This window comes from Gryllotalpicola kribbensis, from assembly GCF_039538245.1.
GTDB lineage: Bacteria > Actinomycetota > Actinomycetes > Actinomycetales > Microbacteriaceae > Gryllotalpicola > Gryllotalpicola kribbensis.
The window spans coordinates 529,211-554,044 of sequence record NZ_BAABBX010000015.1; the positions used below are offsets into that span (position 1 = coordinate 529,211).

At 70.7% G+C, this 24,834-nt stretch carries 21 protein-coding genes and 1 tRNA gene; 10 read left to right on the forward strand and 12 right to left on the reverse strand.

The genetic code is table 11. The features are described 5' to 3' along the window. Nucleotides 1-9: 9 nt before the first annotated feature. Both ABD716_RS11955 and ABD716_RS11960 read left to right on the forward strand, forming a co-directional pair. Entirely contained in the window at nucleotides 10-1,257 is a 1,248-nt protein-coding gene (locus tag ABD716_RS11955; protein WP_344777126.1) for a CynX/NimT family MFS transporter, read from the forward strand. A 239-nt stretch (nucleotides 1,258-1,496) separates the two neighbouring features. Then, nucleotides 1,497-3,461 (forward strand): gamma-glutamyltransferase family protein, encoded by a 1,965-nt coding sequence (locus tag ABD716_RS11960; RefSeq protein WP_344777128.1) that lies wholly within the window; start codon nucleotides 1,497-1,499, stop codon nucleotides 3,459-3,461. A gap of 87 nt (nucleotides 3,462-3,548) precedes the next feature. On the opposite strand, the gene ABD716_RS11965 is transcribed toward ABD716_RS11960, so the two are convergent. Both ABD716_RS11965 and ABD716_RS11970 read right to left on the reverse strand, forming a co-directional pair. Continuing rightward, the gene (locus ABD716_RS11965) at nucleotides 3,549-4,157 is read right to left on the reverse strand and encodes a DUF2076 domain-containing protein (protein ID WP_344777130.1); all 609 of its coding nucleotides are present in this window, start codon (nucleotides 4,155-4,157) and stop codon (nucleotides 3,549-3,551) included. Nucleotides 4,158-4,242: 85 nt separating this feature from the next. Continuing rightward, nucleotides 4,243-6,441 carry an ATP-dependent Clp protease ATP-binding subunit gene (locus tag ABD716_RS11970; RefSeq protein WP_344777132.1) on the reverse strand — a complete coding sequence of 733 codons (2,199 nt, stop codon included), beginning with the start codon at nucleotides 6,439-6,441 and terminating at the stop codon, nucleotides 4,243-4,245. Between the two features lie 185 nt (nucleotides 6,442-6,626). Between ABD716_RS11970 and ABD716_RS11975 the strand changes: the two genes are divergently transcribed. Then, nucleotides 6,627-7,148: a hypothetical protein gene (locus tag ABD716_RS11975; RefSeq protein ID WP_344777134.1), complete on the forward strand. Its 522-nt coding sequence runs from the start codon at nucleotides 6,627-6,629 to the stop codon at nucleotides 7,146-7,148. A 19-nt stretch (nucleotides 7,149-7,167) separates the two neighbouring features. Here ABD716_RS11975 and ABD716_RS11980 read toward each other — a convergent pair whose 3' ends face one another. From ABD716_RS11980 to ABD716_RS12005, 6 genes are read right to left on the reverse strand one after another with little or no spacing between them, the layout of a single operon-like run. After that, nucleotides 7,168-7,911: a ThuA domain-containing protein gene (locus ABD716_RS11980; protein WP_344777136.1), complete on the reverse strand. Its 744-nt coding sequence runs from the start codon at nucleotides 7,909-7,911 to the stop codon at nucleotides 7,168-7,170. 32 nt (nucleotides 7,912-7,943) lie between these two features. Next, entirely contained in the window at nucleotides 7,944-8,984 is a 1,041-nt protein-coding gene (locus ABD716_RS11985) for a Gfo/Idh/MocA family protein (RefSeq protein ID WP_344777138.1), read from the reverse strand. Between the two features lie 14 nt (nucleotides 8,985-8,998). After that, nucleotides 8,999-10,663, reverse strand: a complete 1,665-nt coding sequence (locus ABD716_RS11990) for a glycoside hydrolase family 13 protein (protein WP_344777140.1) — start codon at nucleotides 10,661-10,663, stop codon at nucleotides 8,999-9,001. Nucleotides 10,664-10,699: 36 nt separating this feature from the next. Continuing rightward, complete coding sequence (locus ABD716_RS11995; protein WP_344777142.1) at nucleotides 10,700-11,602, reverse strand: carbohydrate ABC transporter permease; 903 nt, start codon at nucleotides 11,600-11,602, stop codon at nucleotides 10,700-10,702. Then, a complete protein-coding gene (locus ABD716_RS12000) occupies nucleotides 11,602-12,507 on the reverse strand; it encodes a carbohydrate ABC transporter permease (RefSeq protein ID WP_344777144.1) in 906 nt (301 codons plus the stop codon). Before ABD716_RS12000 ends, ABD716_RS11995 begins: the two co-directional genes overlap by 1 nt. A gap of 33 nt (nucleotides 12,508-12,540) precedes the next feature. Continuing rightward, nucleotides 12,541-13,824: an ABC transporter substrate-binding protein gene (locus ABD716_RS12005; RefSeq protein ID WP_344777146.1), complete on the reverse strand. Its 1,284-nt coding sequence runs from the start codon at nucleotides 13,822-13,824 to the stop codon at nucleotides 12,541-12,543. Nucleotides 13,825-13,916: 92 nt separating this feature from the next. Between ABD716_RS12005 and ABD716_RS12010 the strand changes: the two genes are divergently transcribed. The 4 genes from ABD716_RS12010 (at nucleotide 13,917) to ABD716_RS12025 (ending at nucleotide 18,745) form a co-directional block, all read left to right on the forward strand. Continuing rightward, nucleotides 13,917-15,128, forward strand: a complete 1,212-nt coding sequence (locus tag ABD716_RS12010) for an ROK family protein (RefSeq protein ID WP_344777148.1) — start codon at nucleotides 13,917-13,919, stop codon at nucleotides 15,126-15,128. Nucleotides 15,129-15,226: 98 nt separating this feature from the next. Beyond that, nucleotides 15,227-15,712, forward strand: coding sequence for a MarR family winged helix-turn-helix transcriptional regulator (locus ABD716_RS12015; RefSeq protein ID WP_344777150.1), 486 nt, complete (start codon nucleotides 15,227-15,229; stop codon nucleotides 15,710-15,712). Next, a complete protein-coding gene (locus ABD716_RS12020; protein WP_344777152.1) occupies nucleotides 15,696-17,324 on the forward strand; it encodes an ABC transporter permease in 1,629 nt (542 codons plus the stop codon). The genes ABD716_RS12015 and ABD716_RS12020 overlap by 17 nt, the downstream gene beginning before the upstream one ends. A 122-nt stretch (nucleotides 17,325-17,446) precedes the next feature. Then, a complete protein-coding gene (locus ABD716_RS12025) occupies nucleotides 17,447-18,745 on the forward strand; it encodes an HNH endonuclease signature motif containing protein (protein ID WP_344777154.1) in 1,299 nt (432 codons plus the stop codon). Between the two features lie 111 nt (nucleotides 18,746-18,856). Here the strand turns inward: ABD716_RS12025 and ABD716_RS12030 are convergent, their stop codons facing one another. Together ABD716_RS12030 and ABD716_RS12035 are read right to left on the reverse strand one after the other, a co-directional pair. Beyond that, nucleotides 18,857-19,684, reverse strand: a complete 828-nt coding sequence (locus ABD716_RS12030) for an oxidoreductase (protein WP_344777155.1) — start codon at nucleotides 19,682-19,684, stop codon at nucleotides 18,857-18,859. A gap of 43 nt (nucleotides 19,685-19,727) precedes the next feature. Further along, a tRNA-Met gene (locus tag ABD716_RS12035) sits at nucleotides 19,728-19,801 on the reverse strand. A gap of 99 nt (nucleotides 19,802-19,900) precedes the next feature. Between ABD716_RS12035 and ABD716_RS12040 the strand changes: the two genes are divergently transcribed. The 3 genes from ABD716_RS12040 to ABD716_RS12050 all read left to right on the forward strand — a co-directional run bounded on the left by ABD716_RS12040 (nucleotide 19,901) and on the right by ABD716_RS12050 (nucleotide 22,529). Next, nucleotides 19,901-20,848 (forward strand): DMT family transporter, encoded by a 948-nt coding sequence (locus tag ABD716_RS12040; RefSeq protein ID WP_344777156.1) that lies wholly within the window; start codon nucleotides 19,901-19,903, stop codon nucleotides 20,846-20,848. A gap of 107 nt (nucleotides 20,849-20,955) precedes the next feature. Then, nucleotides 20,956-21,528: a flavin reductase family protein gene (locus ABD716_RS12045; protein ID WP_344777157.1), complete on the forward strand. Its 573-nt coding sequence runs from the start codon at nucleotides 20,956-20,958 to the stop codon at nucleotides 21,526-21,528. After that, a complete protein-coding gene (locus ABD716_RS12050; protein ID WP_344777159.1) occupies nucleotides 21,525-22,529 on the forward strand; it encodes an LLM class flavin-dependent oxidoreductase in 1,005 nt (334 codons plus the stop codon). The genes ABD716_RS12045 and ABD716_RS12050 overlap by 4 nt, the downstream gene beginning before the upstream one ends. 105 nt (nucleotides 22,530-22,634) lie before the next feature. Here the strand turns inward: ABD716_RS12050 and ABD716_RS12055 are convergent, their stop codons facing one another. Beyond that, nucleotides 22,635-22,904, reverse strand: a complete 270-nt coding sequence (locus ABD716_RS12055) for a hypothetical protein (protein WP_344777161.1) — start codon at nucleotides 22,902-22,904, stop codon at nucleotides 22,635-22,637. A gap of 346 nt (nucleotides 22,905-23,250) precedes the next feature. Next, nucleotides 23,251-24,831: a cation:proton antiporter gene (locus tag ABD716_RS12060; RefSeq protein ID WP_344777163.1), complete on the reverse strand. Its 1,581-nt coding sequence runs from the start codon at nucleotides 24,829-24,831 to the stop codon at nucleotides 23,251-23,253. Nucleotides 24,832-24,834: the final 3 nt, after the last annotated feature.

Sequence of the window (24,834 nt, forward strand, 5' to 3'; positions counted from 1 at the left end):
GAACCACGCATGACGACTGACCAGTACACCCCTGCCCGCATCACCGCGCGCCGAGCGCTCAGCCCCGCGCTCGTGCTCGCCGGGCTGCTTCTCGTCGCGGGCAACCTGCGCGCCGGGATCACCACCGTCGGGCCGGTGCTCGACGAGCTGCAGCACCGGCTCGGGTTGTCCTCGCCCGCGGCATCCGCCCTCATCAGCCTGCCGCTGCTCGCGTTCGCCGTCGTCTCGCCGTTCGTGCCGGGGCTCACGCGCCGCCTCGGGCTCGAGGCCTCGATGGCCGCGGCGCTCGGCCTGCTCGCGATCGGGCTCGTCGTGCGCTCGCTTCCCGGCCCCGGGCTGCTCTGGGTCGGCACCGCCGCGCTCGGCGTCGCGATCGCCGTGCTCAACGTGAGCCTGCCAGCGCTCGTGAAGCGCGACTTCCCAGAGCGCATCGGGCAGGTGACCGGAAGCTATTCGGCCGTGCAGTCGATCTTCGCCGCGGTGGCCGCCGGCGTCGCCGTGCCCGTCGCCACGCTCACCTCGGCCGGCTGGCGCCTGCCCATGGCGATGTGGGCGGGGCTCGCGCTCGTCGCGCTCGGCGTGCTGGCCCCGCAGCTGCGCCGGCACACCGTCGTCGCACCCGCAGAGGACGATCTGAGCCTCGACGAGCTCAGCCACCCGCACGACCACGCGCCGGCCACGGGACCGTCGCCGTGGCGCACCGCCATCGGTTGGCAGGTCACCGTCTTCATGGGCCTGCAGTCCGTCGGCTTCTACGTGTTCATCACCTGGCTGCCCTCGATCGAGGCCTCGGCCGGCGTGAGCGCCGGCATCGCCGGCATCCACCAGCTCCTGCTCAACGCATTCGGCATCGCCGGCAGCATCATCTGCTCGACGCTGATCCCGCGCTTCCGCGACCAGCGCCTGCTCGCTGTCGGCGCCCCGCTCGTGTTCGCACTCGCGACGCTCGGCGTGCTGATCGCGCCGCAGCACTCGGAGATCTGGGCCAGCCTCATCGGGCTCGCCGGCGGTGCGAGCATCGTGCTGGCCCTGTCGTTCTTCGGGCTGCGCACCCGGCACCACTCGCAAGCCGCGTCGCTGTCGGGCATGGCGCAGTCGGTCGGCTACCTGCTCGCGGCCGCCGGCCCCATCGCCGCCGGTGGGCTGCACGACGTGACCGGCAGCTGGCGCCCGGCGCTCGTCGCCCTGCTGATCACACTCGTCGTGCTCGCCGGTTTCGGCTACCTGGCGGGTCGGCGGCGGTTCATCGGCGCGTAGCCGCGCCGCCCCCGCGAGACGACCCAGGATGTCGCTCCCGAGACGCATTCCCGCACCCCCGGTCGTCTCACGGCCCTACCGCGCCCCGAGACGACCCACGATGTCACTCCCAAGGCACATTCCCGCACCTTCGGTCGTCTCACGGCCCTACCGCGCGCCGAAACGACCCGCGATGCCGGCTCGGCGAGGGATTCCCTCGCCGCGGAGCGTGCGCCGTGCCCGGACGCTAGCGTGAGGGCATGGCCTTCAGCACGCCCGACGCGTTCACGACCCGTCCCACCCTGCGCGGCAGCTTCGGCATGGCCGCCTCGACACACTGGCTCGCCACTGCGACGGCCCAGTCGGTGCTCGAGCGCGGCGGGAACGCCGTCGACGCGGCCGTCGCCGCCGGCTTCGTGCTGCACGTCGTCGAGCCGCATCTGAACGGCCCCGGCGGGGATCTGACGGGCCTGTTCGCGATGGCCGGTTCAGGTGACGGGGCGAGCGACGGGGCGGCCGACGACGCCGCCGGCGGGGCGGATGCCTCGGCCGTCCGCGTCTTCATGGGGCAGGGCCCCGCGCCCCGCCGCGCGACCATCGAGCACTACCGCGACGTCGAGGGTCTCGCCGACGTCCCGGGCGCCGGTGCGCTGGCCGCCGCCGTGCCGGGGGCGGTGGATGCCTGGCTGTGGCTGCTCGCCGAGCACGGCACCTGGGAGCTCAGCGACGTGCTCGCCTACGCCATCGGGTACGCCGCAGACGGGCATCCGGTCGCCCCCGCTGTCGTCACGACGATCGAGCGCATCGCGCCCCTCTTCCGCTCGCACTGGACCTCGTCGGCCGCGCTGTGGCTGGATGCCGAGGGCAACGCCCCGCGGCCCGGGCAGATCATCACGAACCCGGCCTACGCCCAGGTGCTGCTGCGCCTGCTCGCCGCCGGCCCGGACGACGGCACCCGCGTCGACCGCATCGAGGCGGCGCGCGCCGCCTGGAAGACGGGCTTCGTCGCCCAGGCGATGGAGGCCTTCGCCGCGAGGCCGCATCGCCACAGCGACGGGCGCGACCACGCGGGCGTGCTCGAGGCCGCCGACCTCGCCGACTTCCGCCCCGGCGACGAGGAGCCGGTGACGTACTCGTTCCGCGGCCACACGATCGCGAAGACGGGCCCGTGGGGGCAGGGGCCGGTGCTGCTGCAGACGCTCGCGATCCTCGAGGCATACGGGCGCCTGCACGGGCTCACCGACGAGCACCTCGACCCGTCGACGGCGTTCGGCATCCACGTCATCGCCGAGGCCGAGAAGCTCGCGCTCGCAGATCGCGACGCCTGGTACGGCGACCCGGCATTCGTCGACGTGCCGCTGGCGACGCTGCTGTCGGATTCCTACGCCGAAGAGCGCGCCGCCCTGATCGGCGAGACGGCCAGCGCAGAGCTGCGCCCGGGGTCGCCCGACGGCCGCACTCCCATCGATCTCGCCTCGCTGGGCGAGACGGGGTCGGGCAAGACCGGGCTCGTCGATGACATCGAGGTCGCCGAAGAGGTCGAGGATGCCGCGCTCGAGGCCGAGCCCGGAGCCGGACCCGGCGTCGCGCCCGGCGTCGACGGCGAGCTCACGACGGACACGTCGGGCCAGACCCGTGGGGACACGTGCCACCTCGACGTCATCGACGCGCAGGGCAACATCGTCACCGTGACGCCGTCGGGCGGCTGGCTGCAGTCGTCGCCGGCCATTCCCGAGCTGGGATTCTGCCTCGGCACACGCCTGCAGATGTCGTGGCTCGACGAGACGTCGCCGAGTGCGCTGCAGCCGGGGGCGCGGCCGCGCACGACGCTGTCGGCAACGCTCGTCTCCGGCCCCGATGGCGCGCCGCTGTTCACGCTGGGCACGCCCGGCGGCGACCAGCAGGACCAGTGGCAGCTGCCGGCGCTGCTGCGCATCATCGTCGGCGGGTGGAGCGGCCAGCAGGCCATCGACGCCCCCACGTTCCACACGACGAGCCACCTGTCGAGCTTCTGGCCGCGGGTGTGGGAGCCGGCCGGCCTCATCGTCGAGGGCCGGGTCGGGGCATCCGTCATCGCGGAGCTCGAGGCGCGCGGCCACCGCGTGACCGTGCCCGGCGACTGGTCGCTCGGCCGCCTCTCCGCGGTGGGTCGGGATGCCGCGACGGGCACGCTCTGGGCGGCGGCGAACCCGCGCGGTGCGCAGGGCTACGCGGCCGGCCGCTAGACCTGAGCTCCGGCCGCGCCAACTCGTTCCCGTTCCGGACGATTCCGCCCGCAGCGCGGGGTGCATCTGTCCGGAACGGGAACAGGTTCAGACGCCCCAGTCGCCGCCGCCGAAGTCGCCGCCGTCCCAGCCGGCCTGGTCGAAGTTGTTGTCGTCGAAGCCCTGGCCGGCGTCGGCCTGCCCCTGGTCGCCCTGGCCCTGATCGAAGCCGTTGTCGAAGCCCTGGTCATAGCCCTGCTCGAAGGCCTGGTCTTGGCCGCCGCCGAAGCCGTCGCCGCCGAACAGGTTCGAGATGCCCTCGAAGAGGAACAGGCCGCCCGCGATTCCGACGGCGCTCGACGCGGCCTGCGCGAGGAAGCTCGAGCTGCCCCGCTGGGCGAACGGGGCCTGCTGCGCGTACTGCGGGGGCGCGTACTGCGGCTGCTGGTACCCGCCGCCGAACAGCCCCGAGAACAACCCGCCGCCGCGGCTCTGCTGCTGACGCTGCTGCGCCTGCAGCTGCTGGATCTGCACCTGGGCCTGCCGCAGCCCCTCCTGCTGAAGAAGGACCGCCTGCGTGAGCAAGTAGACCGCATCGGGCTGCGCCGCGATGCGCTGGGCGATCACCTGGGCCGCTTCCGGGTCCTTGGTGACCGGCTGTGCCTTGCTGATTTCCTGTGCGAGATCGTCGATGAGACGACGGTCGTTGGTGTCCATGCCTCATCCTCCCGAACAGGCGGATGCCGCCGACCCCGGTTCAGGGAGTCGGCGGCATCCGCTCAGTGCTCGTAAAGGTTCTGGCCTAGATCGTCTCGGCCTGCACGTCGAGGTCGAGCGGCGGCAGGCTCTCGCCGGCGCTCACCACGAGACCCTCGCCGTCGTCCGCCACGTCGACCCGGACCACGTCGCCGTCCTTGATCTCGCCCTTCAGCAGCGCGGTCGCGAGCTTGTCGTCGATCTCGTGCTGCATCAGGCGGCGCAGCGGGCGGGCGCCGTACACGGGGTCGTACCCGCGCTCAGCGAGCCAGGCGCGGGCATCCGGCGTCACCCCGACATCGAGTCGGCGCTCCTGCAGCCGCTTCTGCAGGCGGTCGACGTAGAGCGAGACGATCTCGCCGAGCTGCTCTGCGGTCAGCGCATCGAAGATGACGATGTCGTCGAGGCGGTTGATGAACTCGGGCTTGAACGCCTGGCGGACCATCTCGAGAACGGCGGCCCTCTTGTCGGCGGCCGACAGCGCGGCATCCGTCAAGAACTGCGAGCCCAGGTTCGACGTGAGCACCAGGATCGTGTTGCGGAAGTCGACGGTGCGGCCCTGGCCGTCGGTCAGACGGCCGTCGTCGAGCACCTGCAGCAGCACGTCGAACACCTCGGGGTGCGCCTTCTCGACCTCGTCGAGCAGGATCACCGAGTACGGGCGCCGCCGCACGGCCTCGGTCAGCTGGCCGCCCTGCTCGTAGCCGACGTAGCCCGGGGGAGCACCGACGAGCCGCGAGACCGAGAACTTCTCGCCGTACTCGCTCATGTCGATGCGGACCATGGCCTTCTCGTCGTCGAACAGGAACTCGGCGAGCGCCTTCGCGAGCTCGGTCTTGCCGACGCCGGTGGGGCCCAGGAAGAGGAACGAGCCGGTCGGCCGGTTCGGGTCGCTGATGCCCGAGCGCGAGCGGCGCACCGCGTCGGCCACGGCCGAGACCGCGGCCTGCTGGCCGATGAGCCGACGGTGCAGCTCGTGCTCGAGGTTGATGAGCTTCTCGGTCTCACCCTGGGTGAGCCGGTCGACGGGAATGCCGGTCCACTGGGCGACGACGGCTGCGATGTCCTCGTCGGTCACCTGCTCGTTGACCATGCGGGGGCCGGATGCCGCGCCCTCGCCGCTCTCCGCGGCGCCGAGCGCCTTCTCGATGCCCGGAATGGTCTCGTAGTTGAGCTTCGACGCCTTCTGATAGTCGCCCTCGCGCATCGCCCGGTCGAGCTCGATGCGGGCCTCGTTGAGCTGGGTCTTGAGGTCGCCGACGGAGTGCAGCGACGCCTTCTCGGCGTCCCACCGGGCCTGCAGCTCGTCGAGCTGCGCCTGGCGCTCGCGCATGTCCTCGCGCAGCTTGGCGAGGCGCTCGCGGGATGCGTCGTCCTTCTCCTTCTTGAGGGCGAGCTCTTCGATCTTGAGCCGGTCGACGGCGCGCTTCAGCTCGTCGATCTCGACGGGGGAGGAGTCGATCTCCATCTTCAGGCGCGACGCCGCCTCGTCGATCAGGTCGATCGCCTTGTCGGGCAGCTGGCGGCTCGTGATGTAGCGGTTCGACAGCACGGCCGCGGCGACGAGCGCCGAGTCGGCGATGGCGACGCGGTGGTGCGCCTCGTAGCGCTCCTTCAGGCCGCGCAGGATTGCGATGGTGTCTTCCACCGTCGGCTCGCCGACATACACCTGCTGGAAGCGGCGCTCGAGCGCGGCATCCTTCTCGATGTACTCGCGGTACTCGTTGAGCGTGGTCGCGCCGATCAGGCGCAGCTCGCCGCGCGCGAGCATCGGCTTCAGCATGTTCGCCGCAGCGACCGAGCCCTCGCCGCCGCCCGCGCCCATCAGCGTGTGCAGCTCGTCGATGAAGGTGATGATCTTGCCGTCGGACTCGTTGATCTCTTTGAGGACGGCCTTGAGCCGCTCCTCGAACTGGCCGCGGTACATCGCGCCGGCCACGAGGGCGGAGATGTCGAGCGCGACGAGCTCCTTGCCCTTCAGCGAGTCGGCGACGTCGCCCGCGACGATGCGCTGCGCGAGCCCCTCGACGACGGCGGTCTTGCCGACGCCGGGCTCGCCGATGAGCACGGGGTTGTTCTTGGTGCGCCGCGTCAGGACCTGGCTGATGCGCCGGATCTCGGAGTCACGCCCGATCACCGGGTCGAGCTTGCCCTGGCGCGCGATCTCGGTGAGGTTGATGCCGAACTGCTCGAGGGCGCTCTTCCCCTCGTCGGTCGTCGGCGGCACGCCCTGCATGTTGGCCATGTTGTGCGGTTCGTCCTTCTGGTCTGGGATTTCTGTGGTGACGGATGCCTCGCGGCGCCCGCCTCTCAAAGTTGAGTCTACTTGGCTCAACTTGACCTGACCAGTGGTTATTCCTACTCGACGGCGAGCACGAGCTTCCCGCGGGCAGCGCCCGACTCGCCGACGCGGAGTCGCATACTCTCCACATGCCCTTTGAGCGCGAATACCTCGAACTCGCGGCCGTCGCCGACGCCGCGGGCAGCGAGGCGCCGACCTGGGTGCTGACGACCGCCGCAGATCACAGCCTGCTGTTCCGCGTCGACGTCGAGGCGCCGTTCGCGGCGACGCTCACCATCGGCGAGAACGGCCTGTGGCTGCTGCGCATCGTGGCCGGCGACGAGGACGAGCGCACGATCAGGGTCGGGATGGCCGGGGACTACCAGGGCGTCTTGCGGAACGTCGGGCTCGCGCTGCTCGAGGTCGGCGAAGAGCTGAGCGCGATGGGCGAGCCCGGCGACTTCGAGTTCATCGCGGCGTCCCTCAACTTCGCGCTCGCGATCGACGAGAAGCCCGTGGTCGCCACGGCGGCCGAAGCGCTCGGCCGCCTGCTGCTCGCCGACGGCAGCGCGCAGGAGGGGGCCGAGCTTCTCGCCGAGTACGCGATCCCGGCCTTCCGGGCCATCGGGCAGGATCAGCGGGCCGCCGCGCTGCAGCGGCTCGTCGAGTGAGCCGCGCGCGTTCCGCAGCTCAGCCCGCGAACCACCCCGTCGCGTGGTAGTCGGCTGTCAGCTCGCGGGGCTCGTGTCGCGGCCGCGCCCAGCGCACGCCGTTCGCGAGCACCCGCTGAACGTCGGGGTGGTGATAGATCGGGAACGCCTGATCGCCGGGCGAGAAGTAGAACACGCGCCCGAGCCCCCGCCGATAGGTCACGCCCGACCGAAACACCTCGCCGCCCGCGAACGTCGACAGGAAGATCGTCTCGTCGGGGGTCGGAATGTCGAAGTACTCGCCGTACATCTCGTGCTCGGGAATCACGATCGGGCTCGGCACCCCCTCGGCGATCTCGTGCTCGGGCGCGATGGTCCACACCAGCTCGCGCTCGCCATCGTTGCGCCACTTGAGCGAGCAGGTGGTGCCCATGAGCCGCTTGAAGATCTTCGAGTAGTGGCCCGAGTGCAGCACGAGGATGCCCATGCCGGCGAGCACCCTGCGGTGCACCCGCTCGACGATCTCGTCGGCGACCTGCTCGTGGCCCATGTGGCCCCACCACAGCAGCACATCGGTCTCGGCGAGCACCTCGTCGGTGAGCCCGTGCTCGGGCTCCTGCAGCGTCGCGGTGCGCACGGCCACGGCGTCGCCCAGCTGGGCGCGCAGGCTGTCGGCGATGACCGTGTGGATGCCGGCGGGGTAGTGCTCGAGCACCTCGGCGTCGCCCGAGGTCTCGTGCAGGTTCTCGTTCCAGACGAGAACGCGGATGGGGGATTCGCTCATTCTGAAGTGGTCCTTTCGCAGATCTGCGTTGCTCAGGGCAGGCGCACGTCTTCGACGCGGCCGGATGCCGCCGACCGCGCCGCCGCCTCCATGAGCGCCAGGCTGCCGAGATTGGCCGTGCCGACTGTCTCGGGCGTGGTGCCGTTCACGATCGCATCGGCGAACAGCCGCAGGCCGGCCGCGCGGCCGAACAGGTCCTGCGGCGCGAGCTCGACGGGCTCGGCCTCGCCGCCCGGGCGGCGCAGCGTGACGACGTCGGCGGCGCCGGGGTCGTCGTCGGGGCCGCCGCGGCTCGTGAAGTAGATCTCGCCGCTCTCGCCCGCGATGTGCCAGTCGCCCGCCCACGCGGTCGGCGCGCCACGGCTCACCCAGCTGCCGCGATAGCTGACGACGAGCCCGCTCGCGAGCTCGATCGTGATGACGGCGGATGCCTCTTCGAGGTACTTGCTGTAGGAGGGGTCCTTGACCTTCGTGTAGACCCGCACGGCCTCCTCGCCCGTGATCTTGCGCAGCAGATCGAAGTGGTGGATCGCCATGTCGTTGATCATCGGGTGCGGGAACCTGTAGTGCGGGTGCTCCTCGAAGGCGAGGTCGTTGTCCCACTTCCGGAAGTCGATGCTGATGGCGGCCAGCTCGCCGATCGCGTTCTCCTGAAGCATCCGCTGCACCGCCCGCGGCGCGGGGTAGTTGCGGTAGTTCTGGCTCACCTGCAGCACGAGCCCCAGCTCTTCGGCCCGGCGCGCCGCGGTCGCCGCCTCTTCCGCCGTGTTCGCGAACGGCTTCTCGACGAGCACGTGCTTGCCCGCCTCGAGCGCCTCGAGCGCGAGTGGCACGTGCGTCACGGCGGGCGCGGTGATGACGACCGCTTCGGCGTCGACCGCCTCGAGCGCCGCGGTCAGGCTCGGGAACGCCTGCGCCTCGGGCAGGCCGAGCTTCGTGCGCACCGACTTCAGGGTCGCGGGGTTGGGGTCGGCGACGGCCGCCACCTCGACCTCGGCGACCGCGGGGATGGCGTTGACCGCCCAGTTGCCGCCCCAGCCCCCGAGCCCGACGTGGATGATCTTGATGCTCACAGCTTCTCCTCGTGTCACGCGCGCAGCCAGGCCGTCACGGCCGGCGGCAGTGCTTCGCCATCGAGCGCCCCGCTGCTCAGCAGCACCTCGCCCTCCGGAAGCGCAACGGCCGCGCTGCCGAAGTTGGTGATGCTGATCCAGCCGTTCGGCCGGCGGAACGCGAGCACGTCCCCCCGACCGGTCTCGATCCACTCCAGCCTCTCCTCTGTCTCGAGTTCGCTGCGCAATTCGAGCGCGCGTCGGTAGAGATTCAGCGTGGAATCCGCGTCGGCCTCCTCTGCCTCGACCGAGTAGTCGGCGAACCACGCCGGCTGCGGCAGGTGCGCGCCGGCCGCGCCGAAGCCGAACGAGGCGCCGCCCGCGGCCCAGGGCAGCGGCACGCGGCATCCGTCTCGCCCGATGTCGACACCCGGGTTGCGGAAGAAGGCGGGGTCCTGTCGATCGGCGGCGGGAATGTCGGCCACCTCGGGAAGGCCGAGCTCCTCGCCCTGATAGAGGTAGGCGGAGCCCGGCAGGGCGAGCTCGAGCAGGGTCGCCGCGCGGGCGCGGCGCAGGCCGAGCTCGCGGTCGACCTCGGGCTCTGCACCGCCCGAGAGCAGCCACGCGGCACCCTGCTTCACCGTCGAGTCGCCGCGCGGCGGCAGCCCGTAGCGCGTCGCGTGCCGCACGACGTCGTGGTTCGACAGCACCCAGGTCGTCGACGAGCCCGACTCGCGGGCCAGCTCGAGGTTGAACGCGATGATGTTCCGGAACTGCGCCGCGTCGAAGTCGGCCTCGAGCAGGTCGAAGTTGAAGGCCTGGCCGAGCCCCTCCGGGCTCGCGTACCGCGCCCGGCGGTCGGCCGCCACCCACGCCTCTGCGACCGCCGTGCGGGCGGGGGTGTACTCGTTGAACACCCGGCGCCACTCGGCATAGATGTCGTGCACGTCGTCGCGGTCCCACAGCGGGTGGTCGCCGTCCTTCGGCAGCGCGTCGAGCTCGGCCTGGCTCGGAAGCTCGTCCGGCAGCTTCTTGGCGAGGCCGTGGGCGACGTCGATGCGGAACCCGTCGACGCCGCGGTCTGACCAGAACCGCAGGGTCGTGAGGAAGTCCTCGCGCACCTCGGGGTTGTCCCAGTTGAGGTCGGGCTGCTCGGTGGCGAAGAAGTGGAAGTACCACTGGCCGTCGCCGACGGGGTGCCACGCCGGGCCGCCGAAGGCCGAGGTCCAGTCCGAGGGCGGCAGCTCGCCGTTCTCGCCCTTCCCGTCGCGGAAGATGTAGCGCGCACGCGCCGCCGAGCCCTTCGGCGAGGCGAGCGCCTCTTGGAACCACACGTGCCGATCGGACGTGTGATTGGGGACGATGTCGACGATGAGTCGGATGCCTGCGCGGTGCAGCTCCTCAGACATCCGGTCGAAGTCCTCGAGCGTGCCGAGGCGCGGGTCGACGTCGCGGTAGTCCGCCACGTCGTAGCCGCCATCGGCGAGCTCGGACGGATAGAAGGGGCTGAGCCACACGGCGTCGACCCCCAGCTGCTTCAGATAGGGCACGCGCGAGGTGATGCCGGGCAGATCGCCGATGCCGTCGCCGTTGCTGTCGGCGAACGACCGAGGGTAGATCTGGTAGACGGCGGCCTGCCGCCACCAGCTCTCGGCGCTGTCCGGGCGTGCGGTCTGTGCAGTCTCGAGGACGTCGGTCATGTGCTGGTGACTCTCCTTGTCGAAGGTGTGGTCGGTCTACTTGATGGCGCCCTGGGTGAGGCCCGACATGACCCATCGCTGCGTGAACAGGTAGACGAGGATCGAGGGGGCCATCGCCATCAGATACGAGGCGAAGGACACGTTGTAGTTGTTGCTGAACTGGGTCTGGAACATCTGCTGCAGCACGGGCAGCGTCTGCAGGGCCGGGTTCGAGGTGATGAGCGACGGCATCACGTAGTCGTTCCATGACGCGAGGAAGGCGAAGATGCCGACCGTGGCGCTCATCGGGGCGAGCAGCGGGAAGATCAGCCGCCAGAAGACCTGGGCGGTGCTCGCCCCGTCGATCCGCGCGCTCTCCTCCAGCTCGGCCGGGATCGAGCGCAGGAACGCCGTGAACAGCATCACGCTGAAGGCGAGCTGGAACATCACGTGCAGGATCGCGACGCCGATCGGGTTGTCGAGGTGCACCATGCCGGTGAGCTTCACCTGCGAGAGCGCGACCACCGGGAACGGCAGGAACATGGCGGCCAGCAGATAGAAGAACGCCCACCGGAACGCCCGGCGCTGCCAGTTGTGCGAGATCGCGTATGCCGCGAAGGAGCTGAGCAGGATGGTGCCGCCCACGGCGACCGCGGCGATGAACACCGAGATCGCGAAGCTGCGCGGGAAGTCGGTGAGCTGCCACGCCTGCACGAAGCCCGAGACGCTGACGGGCCACGGCAGCGAGAAGGCGTTGCCGTCGACGGACTGCGATGTCGTCTTGAACGCCATGCTGAGGGTCACGTAGAGCGGCACCAGCACGGTGAGCGAGCACACGGCGAGGACGATCGTGAGTGGCCAGTTGGTGCGCGAGCGGCCGGCGCCGACGCGCGTGGCGTGGCGGGATTCCCCGACAGAGGCCACGGCCTCTGGCTGCCCGACGGTGAGTTGGGTGGTCATCAGAACGCGGTCCTTCCTCGGGTCGCGCGCAGCTGAAGCAGCGCGATCACGACCGCGATGACGAAGAAGATGGTGGCGTTGGCCATCTGGTACGAGTAGTCGCCGTTGGTGAACCCACTGAAGATCGACATCGCGACGCTCGTGGTCGCGGTGCCCGGGCCGCCGTTCGTGAGACCCAGGATGATGTCGTAGGCGTTCATGAAGTTCTTGAACCCGATGATCACGTTGATCACGATGTAGCCGGCGGTCAGCGGCACCGTGATCGACCGCAGCTGGCGCCAGGGGCTCGCGCCGTCGAGCGCGGCGGCCTCGTACACGTCGGACGGGATGGACAGTACGCCGGCGATGTAGATGAGCAGTGCCGAGGGGATCGCCTGCCACGCGGTGACGATCACGACCGCGACCCAGGCGAGGCTCGGGTTCGCGAGGATGCTCTGCTCGAGCGGCGCGAAGCCCAGGGCCGTCGCCGCGGCGGGCAGGCTGTTCGCGAACAGGTAGCTGAACACGTAGGCGATGACGATGCCCGAGATCACCATCGGGATCACGAAGACGGCGCGCAGCGACACCCGCGCGCGGATCTTCGCGGTGAGCGCGATCGCCAGCAGGAAGGCGATGAGGTTCACCAGCACGACGGTCACGAGGGAGAACCAGAGCGTGAAGCCGTAGGCGTGCAAGATCGCCGGGTCCGAGAAGACGGCGATGTAGTTGGTCAGCCCGGTGAAGCGGAACTCGCCGAAGCCGACGGAGTTCGTGAAGCTCAGCACGATGCCCATGACGGCGGGCACTGTGATGGCGAGGGTGAACAGCGCCACGGTGGGCCAGAGGAACAGGTGGAACACCGGCTCGACGCGGGGCCGATGCGATGAGCGCGACCCGCCTGGCGTGGGCAGGGAAGTGATGGCCATGTGTCGTCCTTCTTCTTCGAATCGACGTGTGGGTCAGGCGGAGCGCAGCGCCAGCCGCGCCCAATCCGCATCGAGCGTGCGCAGCTGGGTGGCCGGGTTCGACCCGAGCGCCATCGCCTGGGCGTAGTTGGCGACGGGAATGGAGGCGGGGATGAGCTGGGATGCCCCGAGGTAGAAGGCGCCCTCGTCGTAGTACTTCTGCATTCCGGCAAGAGCGGGGTTCTTCATCGGCGGCGCATCGGCGCGCACGCCGAAGCCGTTGTTGTCGGCGTTGTACCTGTCGATGACGGCCGGCTTCATGAGCCAGGACATGAAGTCCCGCGCGGCATCCTGCTTCTTTGACGCCTCCGGAATCCACAGCGCGAGGTCGACGTTCACGCGCACCTTGAGGTCGTTCGGGTCGTCGGTCACGGGCAGCGGGAAGGTGCCGAGCTCGAGGTGCGCGTTCGTCTTGGCGATCTCGCCGAGCGCCCACGGGCCCTGCAGGTACATGGCGGCCTTGCCCTTGGCGAAGGCGAGGTTCCCGTCGCCGTAGCCGCGGCTCGCGGCATCCTTGTTCGAGTACTTCGCCACCTGCGCCATGCGGCGCATCGGCGCCGCGAAGTCCTTCTCGAACGAGGCCCGCGACGACTTCCCCACGTGGGTGCCTTCGCGGCTCAGCTCGGCGAAGAACGACTTCACGTCGACCATGCCGCCGATCGTGTAGTCGAACATGCCCTGGGCGATGGTCCAGGTGTCGCGATAGGTGTTGTAGAACGGCGTGACGCCCGCGGCCAGCAGCTTCTCGCACGCGGCGGTGAGCTCTGCCCAGGTCGTCGGCACCTGGATGCCGTGCTGGGCGAAGATCGTCTTGTTGTAGATGACGGATGCCGCCATGACGGAGTACGGAACGGCGCTCACGCGGCCGGGGTACTTGGCGGTCTGGTCGAGCAGGGTCCACAGCTTCGGGTTGATCGACTTCGCCTCTGGGGTGTCGCTGAGGTCGGTCAGGGCGCCGTGCTCGACGAACTCGACCATCGAGAAGTTGTAGTTCCAGCAGCCGAGGTCCGGCGGCTGGTTGCGCACGAAGTCCGCCGACATGTTCGAGGTCGAGTCGAGCACCACGCGCACCTTCGACTGGCTGCGGTTGTAGCGGTTCGCGAGGTTCTGGAAGTAGCCGATCACCTCGGGCTTCGACACGTAGAAGCGGATCGTCGTCGGCCGGGCCGAGCGCCCGACGGCGCCGCAACCGGCGAGGGCGAGGGTCGTTCCCGCGGCGCCGACGCCGGCGAGGAACGTTCGCCGGGTCAGCCTGCTTCGGGGCGTGGGGGGATGCACGTCGTTGTCTCCTTCGGGGTCTCGCGTCGTCGCGAGAAGATCCACGCAATAGATTTACAGTCTAAATCTAATGCCGTGAGTATTCTGGGGCCGTGAACCCCGGGCCGTCAACCTCGCCGTCGGAGCGGGCAGCGACGTCGCCCCAGCTGCTGCGCCGCATCAACGTGGAATCGGTGCTCGATTTCGCGTTCGGGCACGAGGTGTTCGATGCGAGCGAGGTGATCGCGGCGACCGGGCTGACGCGCTCGACGGCGCTGGGCGTGTGCGCCGAGCTCGTCGCCCGCGGCTGGCTGGTCGAGGTCGAGGATGCCCGCGCGGCGGGGGCCTACAGCAAGGGCCGCCCCGCACGCCGCTACCGCCTGCGCGGCGACGCTGCCGTGCTCGCCGCCGTCGACGCCGGCGAGCACCACGTGGTCGCCACCGTCACGGATCTCTCGGGAGCGGTGCGGGCGCGGGCCGAGGCACGGTTCGGCGCTCAGACCCCTGGGCGCCGACTCGCCGTGATCCGCAGGGCGCTCGACACCGCGGTCGCAGACGCCGGCGGCCGCGCGCCGATCGTGACCGTGGTCGGGATCCCCGCACCGGTCGACGGCGCCGGCGCGTCACCCGACGGCGACGGCTTCTGGCGCCTGATGAACCCGCAGCTGACCGAGCGCCTCGAGGGCTACGGCCGGGTCGTGGTCGAGAACGACGCGAACCTCGCCGTCCTGGCAGAGCGAGCCCGGCTCGGCGCCGAGATCGAGTCCTTCGCCGTGCTGCTCTCCGGCGAGCGCTTCGGTGCGGGGATCATGGTCGACGGCCATCTGCTGCGCGGTCGCCACGGCGGCGCCGGCGAGCTGCGTCTGCTCAACCTCGTCGATGACGTCGGCAGTGCCGACGGCCTCGGACACCTTGCACGCGAGTGGGGCCGAGAGGCGGCCCGCGCCGGGAAGGTGAAGCCGAAGACGCCGCTGGCGGCCTCGCCCGCCGACCGGCTCACGGCCGAGGACGTGCTGGCCGCGGCATCCCGCAACGACCCGGTGGCGACCCGGATCGTGGCGCGTCTCGGCGACCGGCTCGCGCAGATCGCCGAGATCCTCGTCAGCCTGCTCGACGTCGAGCGCGTGATCGTCGCCGGGGCGATCGCGGCAGCCGCCGGGCCGATCATCGAGTCCGCGCAGCGCAGCCTCGCCGAGAACTTCTACCCGCCGCTACCGGTGGTCGCGGCATCAGAGCTCGGCGGCGACGTCGTCGTGCTCGGCGCCATCCAGCGCGCGCTGATCGAGGTGCGCACCGACCCGTTCGAGCTGCAGCCTGTGCTCTGACGGGCTGGCGCGGCCGCCCTCAGGGCAACGCGCAACCGCCTCGGTCGAGAGCCGCCCGATTAGTTGATTTCAGCACGCAACTAGTTTATAGTTGCATAGTGGAACAATCACGCGGGGAGATCGAACAGCAGCTGCACGAGCAGCTGCTGCGCATCTGGTACCGGCACACCGCAGCGGCGGCCCTGCTGACCGAGAGCGACAGCGCCCTCGACCCGGTCGCACAACTGCTGCTGCGCATGGTGATCGGCCAGGGCCCGGTGCGCTCGAGCGAGCTCGCCGAGCAGATCGGCCTGTCGCGCCCCGCCGTCAGCCGGCGCGTCGCCTCGCTCGAGAGCGCGGGACTCGTGGCATCCGTTCGCGACCCGCAAGATGGTCGCGCAAGCCTTCTCAGCGCGACCGATGACGGCAGGGCCCGCATCGACGCGATCACCCACAGCGGCGCCGCCACCGTCAAAGACCTTGTCGGGGATTTCACGACAGACGAGATCGACACCCTCACTCGACTTCTCAAGCGGTTCAACGACACCTCGACCGCCCGCATCGCCACCAGCCTCACGAAGGAAGCACATGACCAGCACAGCTGAAGCCGTCACCCCGGTCGAGGCGCCGGCCCCCGCCGGCATCCGCGCCCGCTATCGCGCCTGGTACGGGAAAATGCCCACCGGGCTGCAGATGATCGGCCTGCAGCTCTGGCTGCCGGTGTTCTTCGTCATCGCCTTCGTGTTCTGCTACGTCTTCGCGTTCCACGCGCCGGCGTTCAAGAACGTGCCCGTCGCGGTCGTCGGCTCCAGCTCGGTCATGCAGCCGGTCGCCGAGCAGCTGCAGGGCGAGTCGAAGGGCGCCGTCACGGTGCGCGTCGTCGAGTCGCTCGCCGACGCCAAGGCCCAGGTCCGCAGCGGTGAGCTCGCCGCCGCCTACCAGCCGGGCGACGGCAGCGCGAACCTCGTGATCGCGAGCGCCGGCAGCTTCCAGCTCGCGAGCCTCGCCCAGCAGTTCTTCCAACAGGTCGGCGCCGCCTCGCAGACGACGGTGCACGTGGACGATCTCGCGCCACTGCCGGCCTACGACTCGTTCGGCACCTCGCTCTTCTACCTCACGCTCGTCTGCACGATCGCCGGCTACATGGTTTCGATGTTCGTCGGCATGATGGGCGGCGGCCTGAAGCACTGGCAGCGGTTCTCGGTGTTCGCCGGCGCCAGCATTCTGTTGCCGGGTCTCGCCCTCGCTCTCGCGCGCTTCGTGGTGCATGCCGTCGACGGGCACTTCTTCCAGCTCTGGGCGATCGGCGCCGCGACGAGCTTCGCCGTCGGCTGCGTGGTGAACGGCCTCGCCTATTTCATGGGGCGCTTCGTCACCGGCGCCGCGCTGCTGCTGTTCGTCTTCGCGAACGTGCCGGGCTCCGGCGGTGCGTACCCGCCCGCGCTCGTGCCGCAGCCGTTCCGCTTCCTGCACGACTTCGTCTCGGGAACGGCGACGATCAATCTCTTCCGCCGCACGGCATACGGTGTCGGGCCAGAGGCGTGGCACGGTTGGGTTCTGCTCGGCGTCTACGCCGCGATCGGCATCGTGCTCGCGCTGGCCGGCAAGCCGTTCTTCATGTGGAAGATGCGCCGGCAGCGTCTTGCGGGCAAGAAGTCGATGATGATCAGCGCGCAGATCGCGTCGATGACGCACGCGGGCTATGTCACGCCCGTCGTCGCGGGGGCTGCCACCGGTGTGACGGCGGATGCCTCGGCCGCGCAGGCCTCGGAGAAGACCGCAGCCGCCGCCACCGCGGACGGCCCGACCGGCGCGGGGGCGGCGACCCCAGCCGCGGCCGCGAGCGGGGCGACCGCACCCGAGGCGGCCGCACCCACCCACGCGGCGGCCCCGGTGGTCGCGCAGCCGGGCATGCCCGCGACCGTGGCCGCCTCGGCACCCCAGTCGTTCGTCGTCACCGCCACCGCCGCCTCCGACTCGGGCCCGGTCGAGCTGACCGTTCGGCTGCAGGCGACCGGCGAGGTCGCGGCTGCGGCCCCCGCGGAAGCCGCCCCCGCGGCCGGTGACCGCGCCGGCGAACGGCGCGGCCGCCAGCACCACGAGCGCCGCCCGCACGACCGCGAGGAGGAGCAGCGCGACGAGGAGCGCGGCATGGACTACTCGGTGGAAGAGGCCGACGGCGACGCCATCGCGGCAGAGACCGGCGCCCTCGGCTGATTCGCGTCGACATGCTCGCCGCCCGCGTACCTGTGGAAAAGTCGGCCCGGTTACCGAAGTTGTGGAATGTTTGTTCCCATTAGATATTGCTGCGCGCCTACGCAAATCGTAAACTTGTTCGCATGGAATTCGTCGGGCAGAGTGCCGCACTAGCCCTGCAGGGGCTGAGTGCGATGCTCCCGTTGCGGGCCTGTGGGCTCAGCGACGCCCAGCTGGTGGACTTCCTCGGTCGTGTGAACGAGGTCAAGCGTCAGGTTGAGGCGCTCGAACTGGCGGGGGTCGCCGAGTTGAACCGACGCTCGGATGCCTCGCCGGGCGCCGACTCGCTGGCCAAGCGCCTCGGGCACAAGACCACCGCACAGGCGGTCGAGGCGATGACGGGGGCGTCCGGGAAGTCGGCCAGGCGGCTGGTCGCCGATGTGGAAGACCTGGCGAAGCTTCCGGTGGTCGAGGCGGCGGTGCTGGGCGGGCTCATCGGGCGCGAGAGCGCGCAGGCGATCAGCAGCGAGCTGAAGAGCGCTGCAGATGCGGCCGCGCCGTCCGAGGTGGCGACCGTCGAGAGCGAGCTCGTCGAGCTCGCCGTGATGATGCCGGCCGATCGGCTGCGCGAGGTAGCGCACAGACGCGCCGCCGCGCTGACCCCCGAGGTCGTCGAAGAGCGCGCGCGAGTCGCCCACGAGAAGCGGTTCTTCTGGATCGGCAAAGAGGAAGACGGCGCCGCGCGCGTGTCCGGGCTGCTGCCGGTGGAATACGCGGCGACCTTGCGCACCGTGCTCGACGGCTACGCGAGCCCCAAGCGGAAGGTCACCTTCGCCGAAGGCCAGCAGGCCCCGGCCGACCCTCGCACGATCGGCCAGAAGTACGCCGATGGCCTGCGCGACGTGTTCGCCGCCCACGCGCGTCTCGCGGACACGCTCGAGCTCGGCGGCGACCATCCCACCGTGTGGGTCTCGACGACCGAGGCCGAGCTCGCCTCGGGGAAGGGCCTGGCGTTCTTCGCCGGGTCCGCCGAGCCGACGAGCGTGCAGCTCGCCCGCAAGATGGTCTGCAGCGGGGGCCTGCAAGAAGTCGTGCTGACCGAGGCGGGTGCGTTCCTGCGGCTCGGGCGCACAAGCAGAGGCTTCACCCGCCGGCAGCGCCGGGCCATGGTCGCCCGCGACGGTGCCGAGTGCGTCATTCCCGGCTGCCATGTGCCTGCCTACCGCACCGAGGCGCACCACGTGCTCAGCTGGTTCCAGGGCGGCCCGACCGACGTCGACAACGGTGTTCTTCTGTGCCCCTTCCACCACGACGAAGTCGAGAAGGGGCCGTGGCAGATCCGCATGATCGACGGCAGACCCTGGGTGCGCTGGTCTTACGGCGGAAAGATCATCGACTGGCAGCCCGTGAACTCCAACACCCCGATACCGCTCAGTTCCTGACCCCGACGGCGAGGCAGAGGTCTGCCCGCTGTGAGGCGTGGAGGTCGGCGGGGGTCGACACGCTCTGGCGAGCGCCGAAGTCGGTGGAGCGACGGAAACCGTGACGTGCTGTTACCCGTCGAAGTCCGTCGACACCGTGACGTGCTCCCAGGCGGCGAGCTCGGCCTGCTGCGACGCGAGCTCTGCCCGCGTGCGCGCGAGGGCATCGGTGCCGAGCAGCAGCCGCAGCGGCGGCTCGGGCGATGCGACCACGTCGATGATCGCCTGCGCGAACTTCGCGGGGTCGCCCGGCTGGCTGCCGTCCTCAGCAGCGCTCTTGCGGCGCGTGCCCGCCGTCGAGGCGTAGTCCGCGATCGGCTCGGCCGACTGCCCGAGCGATCGCCCCGCGAAGTCCGTGCGGAAGCCGCCCGGCTCGACGACGACCACGCGGATGCCGAGCGGCTCGAGCTCCTGCCGCAGCGACCCCGACAGGCCTTCCACGGCGAACTTCGAGGCCGCGTAGTAGCCCGAGCCGACCGGCGAGGTGCGCCCCGCGATCGACGAGAGGTTCACGATCGTTCCCGAGCGGCGTGCGCGCATGCCAGGAAGCACCTGCTTCGTGACATCCACCAGCCCGAAGAAATTGGTCTCGAAGAGCTCGCGCACCGCGGCATCCTCGCCCTCTTCGACGGCCGCGCGGTAGCCGTGACCCGCGTTGTTGACGAGCACGTCGATGCCGCCGAACCGCGTGTCAGCCTGCGCGACTGCGGCGACCACCTGGTCGTGCCTGGTCACGTCGAGCGGCAGGGCGAGGGCCGAGCCGGGATGCCGGGCCGCGAGCTCCGTGATCGAGTCGGCGTTCCGCGCGGTGATCACCGCATTGTCGCCACGATGGAGCACCGCTTCGGCGAGCGCGCGCCCGAAGCCCGTCGAACAGCCGGTGATGAACCACGTCGTCATGCTTCGATCCTGCCCCCGGCCGCGCCGCGATGCGACCACACCGACGCGACGGCAGGATTCGAACCTGCGGCAGACGGAGTATGAAACCGTTCCCTTCGACCACTTGGATACGCCGCGATGCCTCACACGGTAGGCACCCGCCCCGCGGCGGTGCGAGGCGTGTTGCGCCCGCTTACGCCGCGTTACGAAACGTGCCGCTACAGTCGAGACATCCCCATGAACGCCCCCGCCGCCTCCCGCCCGTGGGGCTTCGTGCTGGTCGCCGTCGCCGGAGTGCTCTGGGGCACGGGCGGTCTCGCCGCGACCTTCGCGGCGCAGCACAGCACCCTCTCGTGGCCCGCGCTCTCGGCGCTGCGCCTCGTCGCCGGCGGGCTCCTCATGGTGGCGCTCACCGCGGCCACGGGCGAGCTGCGGCGCATCCCCCGTACCCCTGCGTCGCTGCGGCACATCGGCCTGACGGCGCTGCTCTCGGCCGTCTATCAGGGCGCGTACTTCCAAGCCCTCGCGCTCGTCGGCGTCGCGGTGGCGACGGTCATCGCGCTCGGTTCGGCGCCCGTCGCCGTCGCGATCGCGAGCGCGATCAGGGGGCGGCGCATGCCCTCCGCCGCCGTCATCGTCGCGCTCGTCGCCGCCGTGGTCGGGCTGATTCTCGTGACGGATGCCCCTGCTGTGGCATCCGACCCGGCGAAGACCGCGCTCGGCGTGCTGCTCGCGCTCGTCGCCGGCCTGTCGTTCGCCGGCACCACGGTCGTGAACCGGCGGGCCGTTCCCGGCCTCACGCCCGCCGCTCTGATCGCGACCTCGTTCACCGTGGCGGGGCTGCTCGTCGCGATCTGGGGCGCGTTCGCGGGCTTCGACCTCATGGGCACGGATGCCGCCGGCTGGGCCTGGATCGCCTTCCTCGCCGCCGTGCCCACGGTGCTCGCCTACCTCGCCTTCTTCGGCGGCCTGCTGCGCGGGGTGCCGTCGACGACGGCTGCGATCCTGTCGCTCATCGAGCCCGTCACGGCGACGGTGCTCGCGGTCACCGTGCTGCGCGAGCCGCTGACGCTCGCGGCATCCATCGGCATCATCCTGCTTCTGCTCGCCGTCGTCCTCGTGCGCCCGCAGCGGGCGGGGGACGGCGCCATTGCGACGGTCGACGAGGCCGAGCCGGGTACCTGACGGTCACACGGTGCAACACTTCTTGGCACAGGGCGCGATGAGCAAACAGGCTGAGAATGTCAACAGGACGCGCCGTGCAGGCCGCGCCGTCGCAGAAGGAGGACCACGTGGCGGAACCCGAACGTCTTCACCGGCTTGAGAACGACGACCAGGCGACCGCTCTCGGCGGTCTGTCCGCCGACGAGTTCAAACTCGCCTTCCGTCACCACCCCGCCGGCGTCGCACTGATCACCGCCGACGCCGGTGAGGGCCCCGTTGCGATGACGGCCACGTCGGTGTTCTCGGTGAGTGCCGAGCCGCCGCTGCTCGTGTTCTCGATCTCCGACCAGTCGTCGGCGTCCGCCACGATCACGAAGGCCGACACGCTGATCGTGCACCTGCTGTCGGCCGACCAGCTCGACCTGGCGCGCCTCGGCGCGACGAGCGGCATCGACCGCTTCGCCGACACGTCCCTCTGGGACCGCCTCATCACGGGCGAGCCGTACTTCCCCGCCGTGCGCACCTGGATCCGCGGCCGCGTGATCGACCGCATGCGCGCCGGGTCGTCGACGGTCGTCGCCGTGCACGCGCTGCAGGCGCGCCTTCCCGAGACCGATGTCGCGGAGTCCGCGGCCCCCCTCGTCTACTACCGGCGCACGTGGCATGAGCTGAGCGACGAGTCGGAAATCGGCCGGCAGTGAGCCTGCGCCGTCTCGGCTTCCTCACCATCGGGCTCTTCGACCCCGAGCACCCGCGTGACGGCCACGAGACGACCCTGCAGCTCATCGAGCTCGGCGAGCGACTCGGCTTCGACTCGGCGTGGGTGCGCCAGCGGCATCTGCAGTTCGGCATCTCGTCGCCCGCGACGGTGCTGGCCGCCGCGACGCAGCGCACGGCGCGCATCGAGCTTGGCACGGCCGTCATCCCGCTCGGCGCCGAGAACCCGCTGCGCCTCGCCGAAGACCTCGCGACCGTCGACGTGCTCTCGGGCGGCCGGCTCAACCCGGGGTTCTCGACCGGCACGCCCATGCACTTCGACGATTACAAAGAGGCGCTCTACCCCGGCACCTGGCGCGACGAGGACCTGAGCTACGCGCGCCTGCTGCGGCTGCGCGGCTTCGTGCGCGGCGACCAGGTGAGCGACTTCTCGGGCCGCGAGGGCATCGAGGAGTACAGCGAGCGCGTCGAGCCGCACTCGAGCGGGCTCGCTGAGCGGCTCTGGTACGGCGCGGGCAGCCTGCGTTCCGCGCGCTGGGCGGGGGCCAACGGCTTCAACCTGCTGACCTCCTCCGTCGTGCAGAGCGAGGGCGGCAGCACCGACTTCGCCGCGGTGCAGCGGGCGCAGATCGACGCGTACCGCGAGGAGCGCGGCGCGGGCGCGCGCGTCTCGCAGGGCCTGGTCGTGATCCCGACGGATTCCGCGACCGCGGCGCAGGCCGAGAAGTACCGCGCCTACGCCGCGTCTCGCGCCCACCGCGTCGGCGTGCCGCAGGGCCCCCGGGGCATGCTGTTCGCGGCCGATCTCGTGGGCTCGTCCGCCGAGATCGCCGAGCGCCTCGAGGCCGACGCGGCGTTCCAGGCCGTCGACGAGGTCGCCTTCGCCCTGCCGTTCAGCTTCGAGCACGACGACTACGAGCAGCTGCTCGGCGACATCGCGGGCGCCCTCGCACCGCTGCTCGGCTGGTCGCGTTCCGATCGCTGACGGCAGCGCCGCGGCTCGCCCCTTAACGACGGTGGCCCGCCGGCGAGGCCGGCGGGCCAGGTGGTGGGGTGCGGAATCGGGGGTGGCGTGGTGGGCATCGCGACCTCAGCGCCACGCGTGAGCGCCGAGCAGCAGGCGCTCGGCGAGCTGCTCGCGCTCGCGCCGGCCCCGCTCGTCGATGTGCAGCCCAGCGAGCCGCCTGAGCTCCGGGTCGCGCGCGGGCTTCCGCGCCTTCCGCGGCTCGACGCTCGTGATCAGCACGAGGCTGAGCGCAAGGGCGACGCGGCGACCCAGGCTCAGCTCGGGCAGTTCCGCCAGATCGATCGTGAGCGTCGTCACGGTCGATTGGGGAGGGTGAGTTTGGATGTTGATCATTCGAATTTCCTTGAGGTGGGTGGCCGAGATCGACCGATCGATGGGATGGGAGATGAGATCGGACGCGAGAGCGGACGCGACGTCGAAGACGGTCGTCGCCCTCAGCGGGAAGGCGGGTGCCGGATCGCGGCTGCGATCAGACGGCGGTCGGGCTGCGGTCGAAGGCGGTGCGCTGCTAGCGGAGCCCGGCGACGCTCACGCGCCCCAGCCCGGAAATCGGGGCTCGACGCATGTCGCCTGCAGAGATGCGAATGAACATGCGGAACCCCCTTTCTCGGTGAATTGCCAGGCTAGCGAAACATCCGTGCGCTCCACAACCCGAAATGCGCGGGAATTCGAGCGGCTTTCAGACCTCGCCGTGCCGCAGCACCCGAGCCGCCGTCTCCTCCGCGTCGATCACGTGCATGACCTTCCGCACCGCGGCCTCTTGATAGCGACCCTCGGCGCGGGCCTGCAGCACGGCCTTCCGCTCGGCCTGGAAGAGCTCGATCCGCAGCGCGGCGTATGCGGCGTTCAGGCTCTCGCCCGTGGGCAGCGGCCCATCGTCGACGGAGGCCGACACGAATTCGGCATCCGCCGTCAGCCGCTCGAGCACGCGCGGGTCCGTGCTGTCGCCGGCGCGCTCGCGCACGAGGTCGAGCCCGGCCGCCTTGGCCTCGGCCATGAGCAGCTCGGCCTCGACCCGCTCCTGGTCGAACGCGCTCATGACGAGCCCGGCGCGACGCAGCACACGCGGAATCGGCACCGCGAGCAGCAGCGTTCCGATCACGATCACGAAGGCGAGCAGCTGCAGCACAGCCCGGTCGGGCGTCTCGGCGGGCAGCAGGAAGACGGCGGCGAGCGTCACGACGCCGCGCACCCCGGCGAGGGTCCACGGCACGATCGTGACCCACGGCCAGCCGACGCGGCGCATGCGGGCCGGGCCGTAGCGGAACAGCGGCGTCACGACCGCGCCCCAGATGAGACGGGTGACGACCACGGCGGCGAGCAGCGCGACAGCGATGCCGATGAGCTGCCCGACCGGGATGCCGCTCTCGGCCGCCGCTTCCACCGCGCGCGGCAGCGTCAGGCCGATGAGCAGGAAGACGAGGTTCTCGACGATGAACTGGATCGTGCGCCAGTTGAGCTCCTCGGCGACGCGCGCCTGGGCCGACTGGAAGCTCGGAGCGCGATAGCCGAGGAACAGCCCGGCCACGACCACGGCGAGCGCGCCCGAGCCATGCGCCGCCTGCGCGAGCAGGAACGCCAGGTACGGCGTCACGAGCGACAGGCTCGTGTCGAGCACGGGCGCCGCGAGCTTCCCGCGCACATAGCCCAGCACGAAGCCGACCAGCAGGCCCGCGGCGAGGCCTGCGACGACCTCGAGCACGAACGAGACGCCGATCTCGACCGGCGTGATCGTCGCCGTGATGGCCACGATCGCCGAGTTCAGGGCGACGAGCGCCGTCGCGTCGTTGAGCAGGTTCTCGCCGTCGAGCACCGTCGAGAGCATGCGCGGCATGCCCGCGCGCCGGGTCACCGCCTCGACCGCCACCTGGTCGGTGGGCGCGACGACCGCGCCGAACGCGAGAGCCGCGGCGACGCTGATGCCCGGAACGATCAGCCAGCTCACCCCGCCGACCGCGAGCACCGTGAAGGCGACGAGCCCGACCGAGCTGAGCAGAATCGGGTCGCGCCGGGTGCGCAGGTCGATGAGCGAGGCGCGCATCGCCGCCGAGAAGAGCAGGGGCGGCAGCACGCCGTAGAGGATCACGTCCGGCGCGATCGTGAGGCGGGGGATGCCGGGGATGAGCGCCACGATCGCGCCGATGGCGACGAGCATCAGCGGCGCCGACCAGCCCGAGCTGCGTGCCACCACCGTGACGACGACCGCCAGCACGACGGCGCCGACGACGGCGAGGAGCACAAGTGCGGCATCCGAACCCATGCC

Coding starts and splice junctions, on each gene's coding strand:
- ABD716_RS12020 (WP_344777152.1), top strand. CDS start 15,696: ATGACCAGCACAGCTGAAGCCGTCACCCCGGTCGAGGCGCCGGCCCCC.
- ABD716_RS12040 (WP_344777156.1), top strand. CDS start 19,901: ATGAACGCCCCCGCCGCCTCCCGCCCGTGGGGCTTCGTGCTGGTCGCC.
- ABD716_RS12055 (WP_344777161.1), bottom strand. CDS start 22,904: ATGATCAACATCCAAACTCACCCTCCCCAATCGACCGTGACGACGCTC.
- ABD716_RS11990 (WP_344777140.1), bottom strand. CDS start 10,663: ATGACCGACGTCCTCGAGACTGCACAGACCGCACGCCCGGACAGCGCC.
- ABD716_RS11960 (WP_344777128.1), top strand. CDS start 1,497: ATGGCCTTCAGCACGCCCGACGCGTTCACGACCCGTCCCACCCTGCGC.
- ABD716_RS11955 (WP_344777126.1), top strand. CDS start 10: ATGACGACTGACCAGTACACCCCTGCCCGCATCACCGCGCGCCGAGCG.
- ABD716_RS11995 (WP_344777142.1), bottom strand. CDS start 11,602: ATGACCACCCAACTCACCGTCGGGCAGCCAGAGGCCGTGGCCTCTGTC.
- ABD716_RS12030 (WP_344777155.1), bottom strand. CDS start 19,684: ATGACGACGTGGTTCATCACCGGCTGTTCGACGGGCTTCGGGCGCGCG.
- ABD716_RS11980 (WP_344777136.1), bottom strand. CDS start 7,911: ATGAGCGAATCCCCCATCCGCGTTCTCGTCTGGAACGAGAACCTGCAC.
- ABD716_RS11975 (WP_344777134.1), top strand. CDS start 6,627: ATGCCCTTTGAGCGCGAATACCTCGAACTCGCGGCCGTCGCCGACGCC.
- ABD716_RS12025 (WP_344777154.1), top strand. CDS start 17,447: ATGGAATTCGTCGGGCAGAGTGCCGCACTAGCCCTGCAGGGGCTGAGT.
- ABD716_RS11965 (WP_344777130.1), bottom strand. CDS start 4,157: ATGGACACCAACGACCGTCGTCTCATCGACGATCTCGCACAGGAAATC.
- ABD716_RS12060 (WP_344777163.1), bottom strand. CDS start 24,831: ATGGGTTCGGATGCCGCACTTGTGCTCCTCGCCGTCGTCGGCGCCGTC.
- ABD716_RS11970 (WP_344777132.1), bottom strand. CDS start 6,441: ATGGCCAACATGCAGGGCGTGCCGCCGACGACCGACGAGGGGAAGAGC.
- ABD716_RS12000 (WP_344777144.1), bottom strand. CDS start 12,507: ATGGCCATCACTTCCCTGCCCACGCCAGGCGGGTCGCGCTCATCGCAT.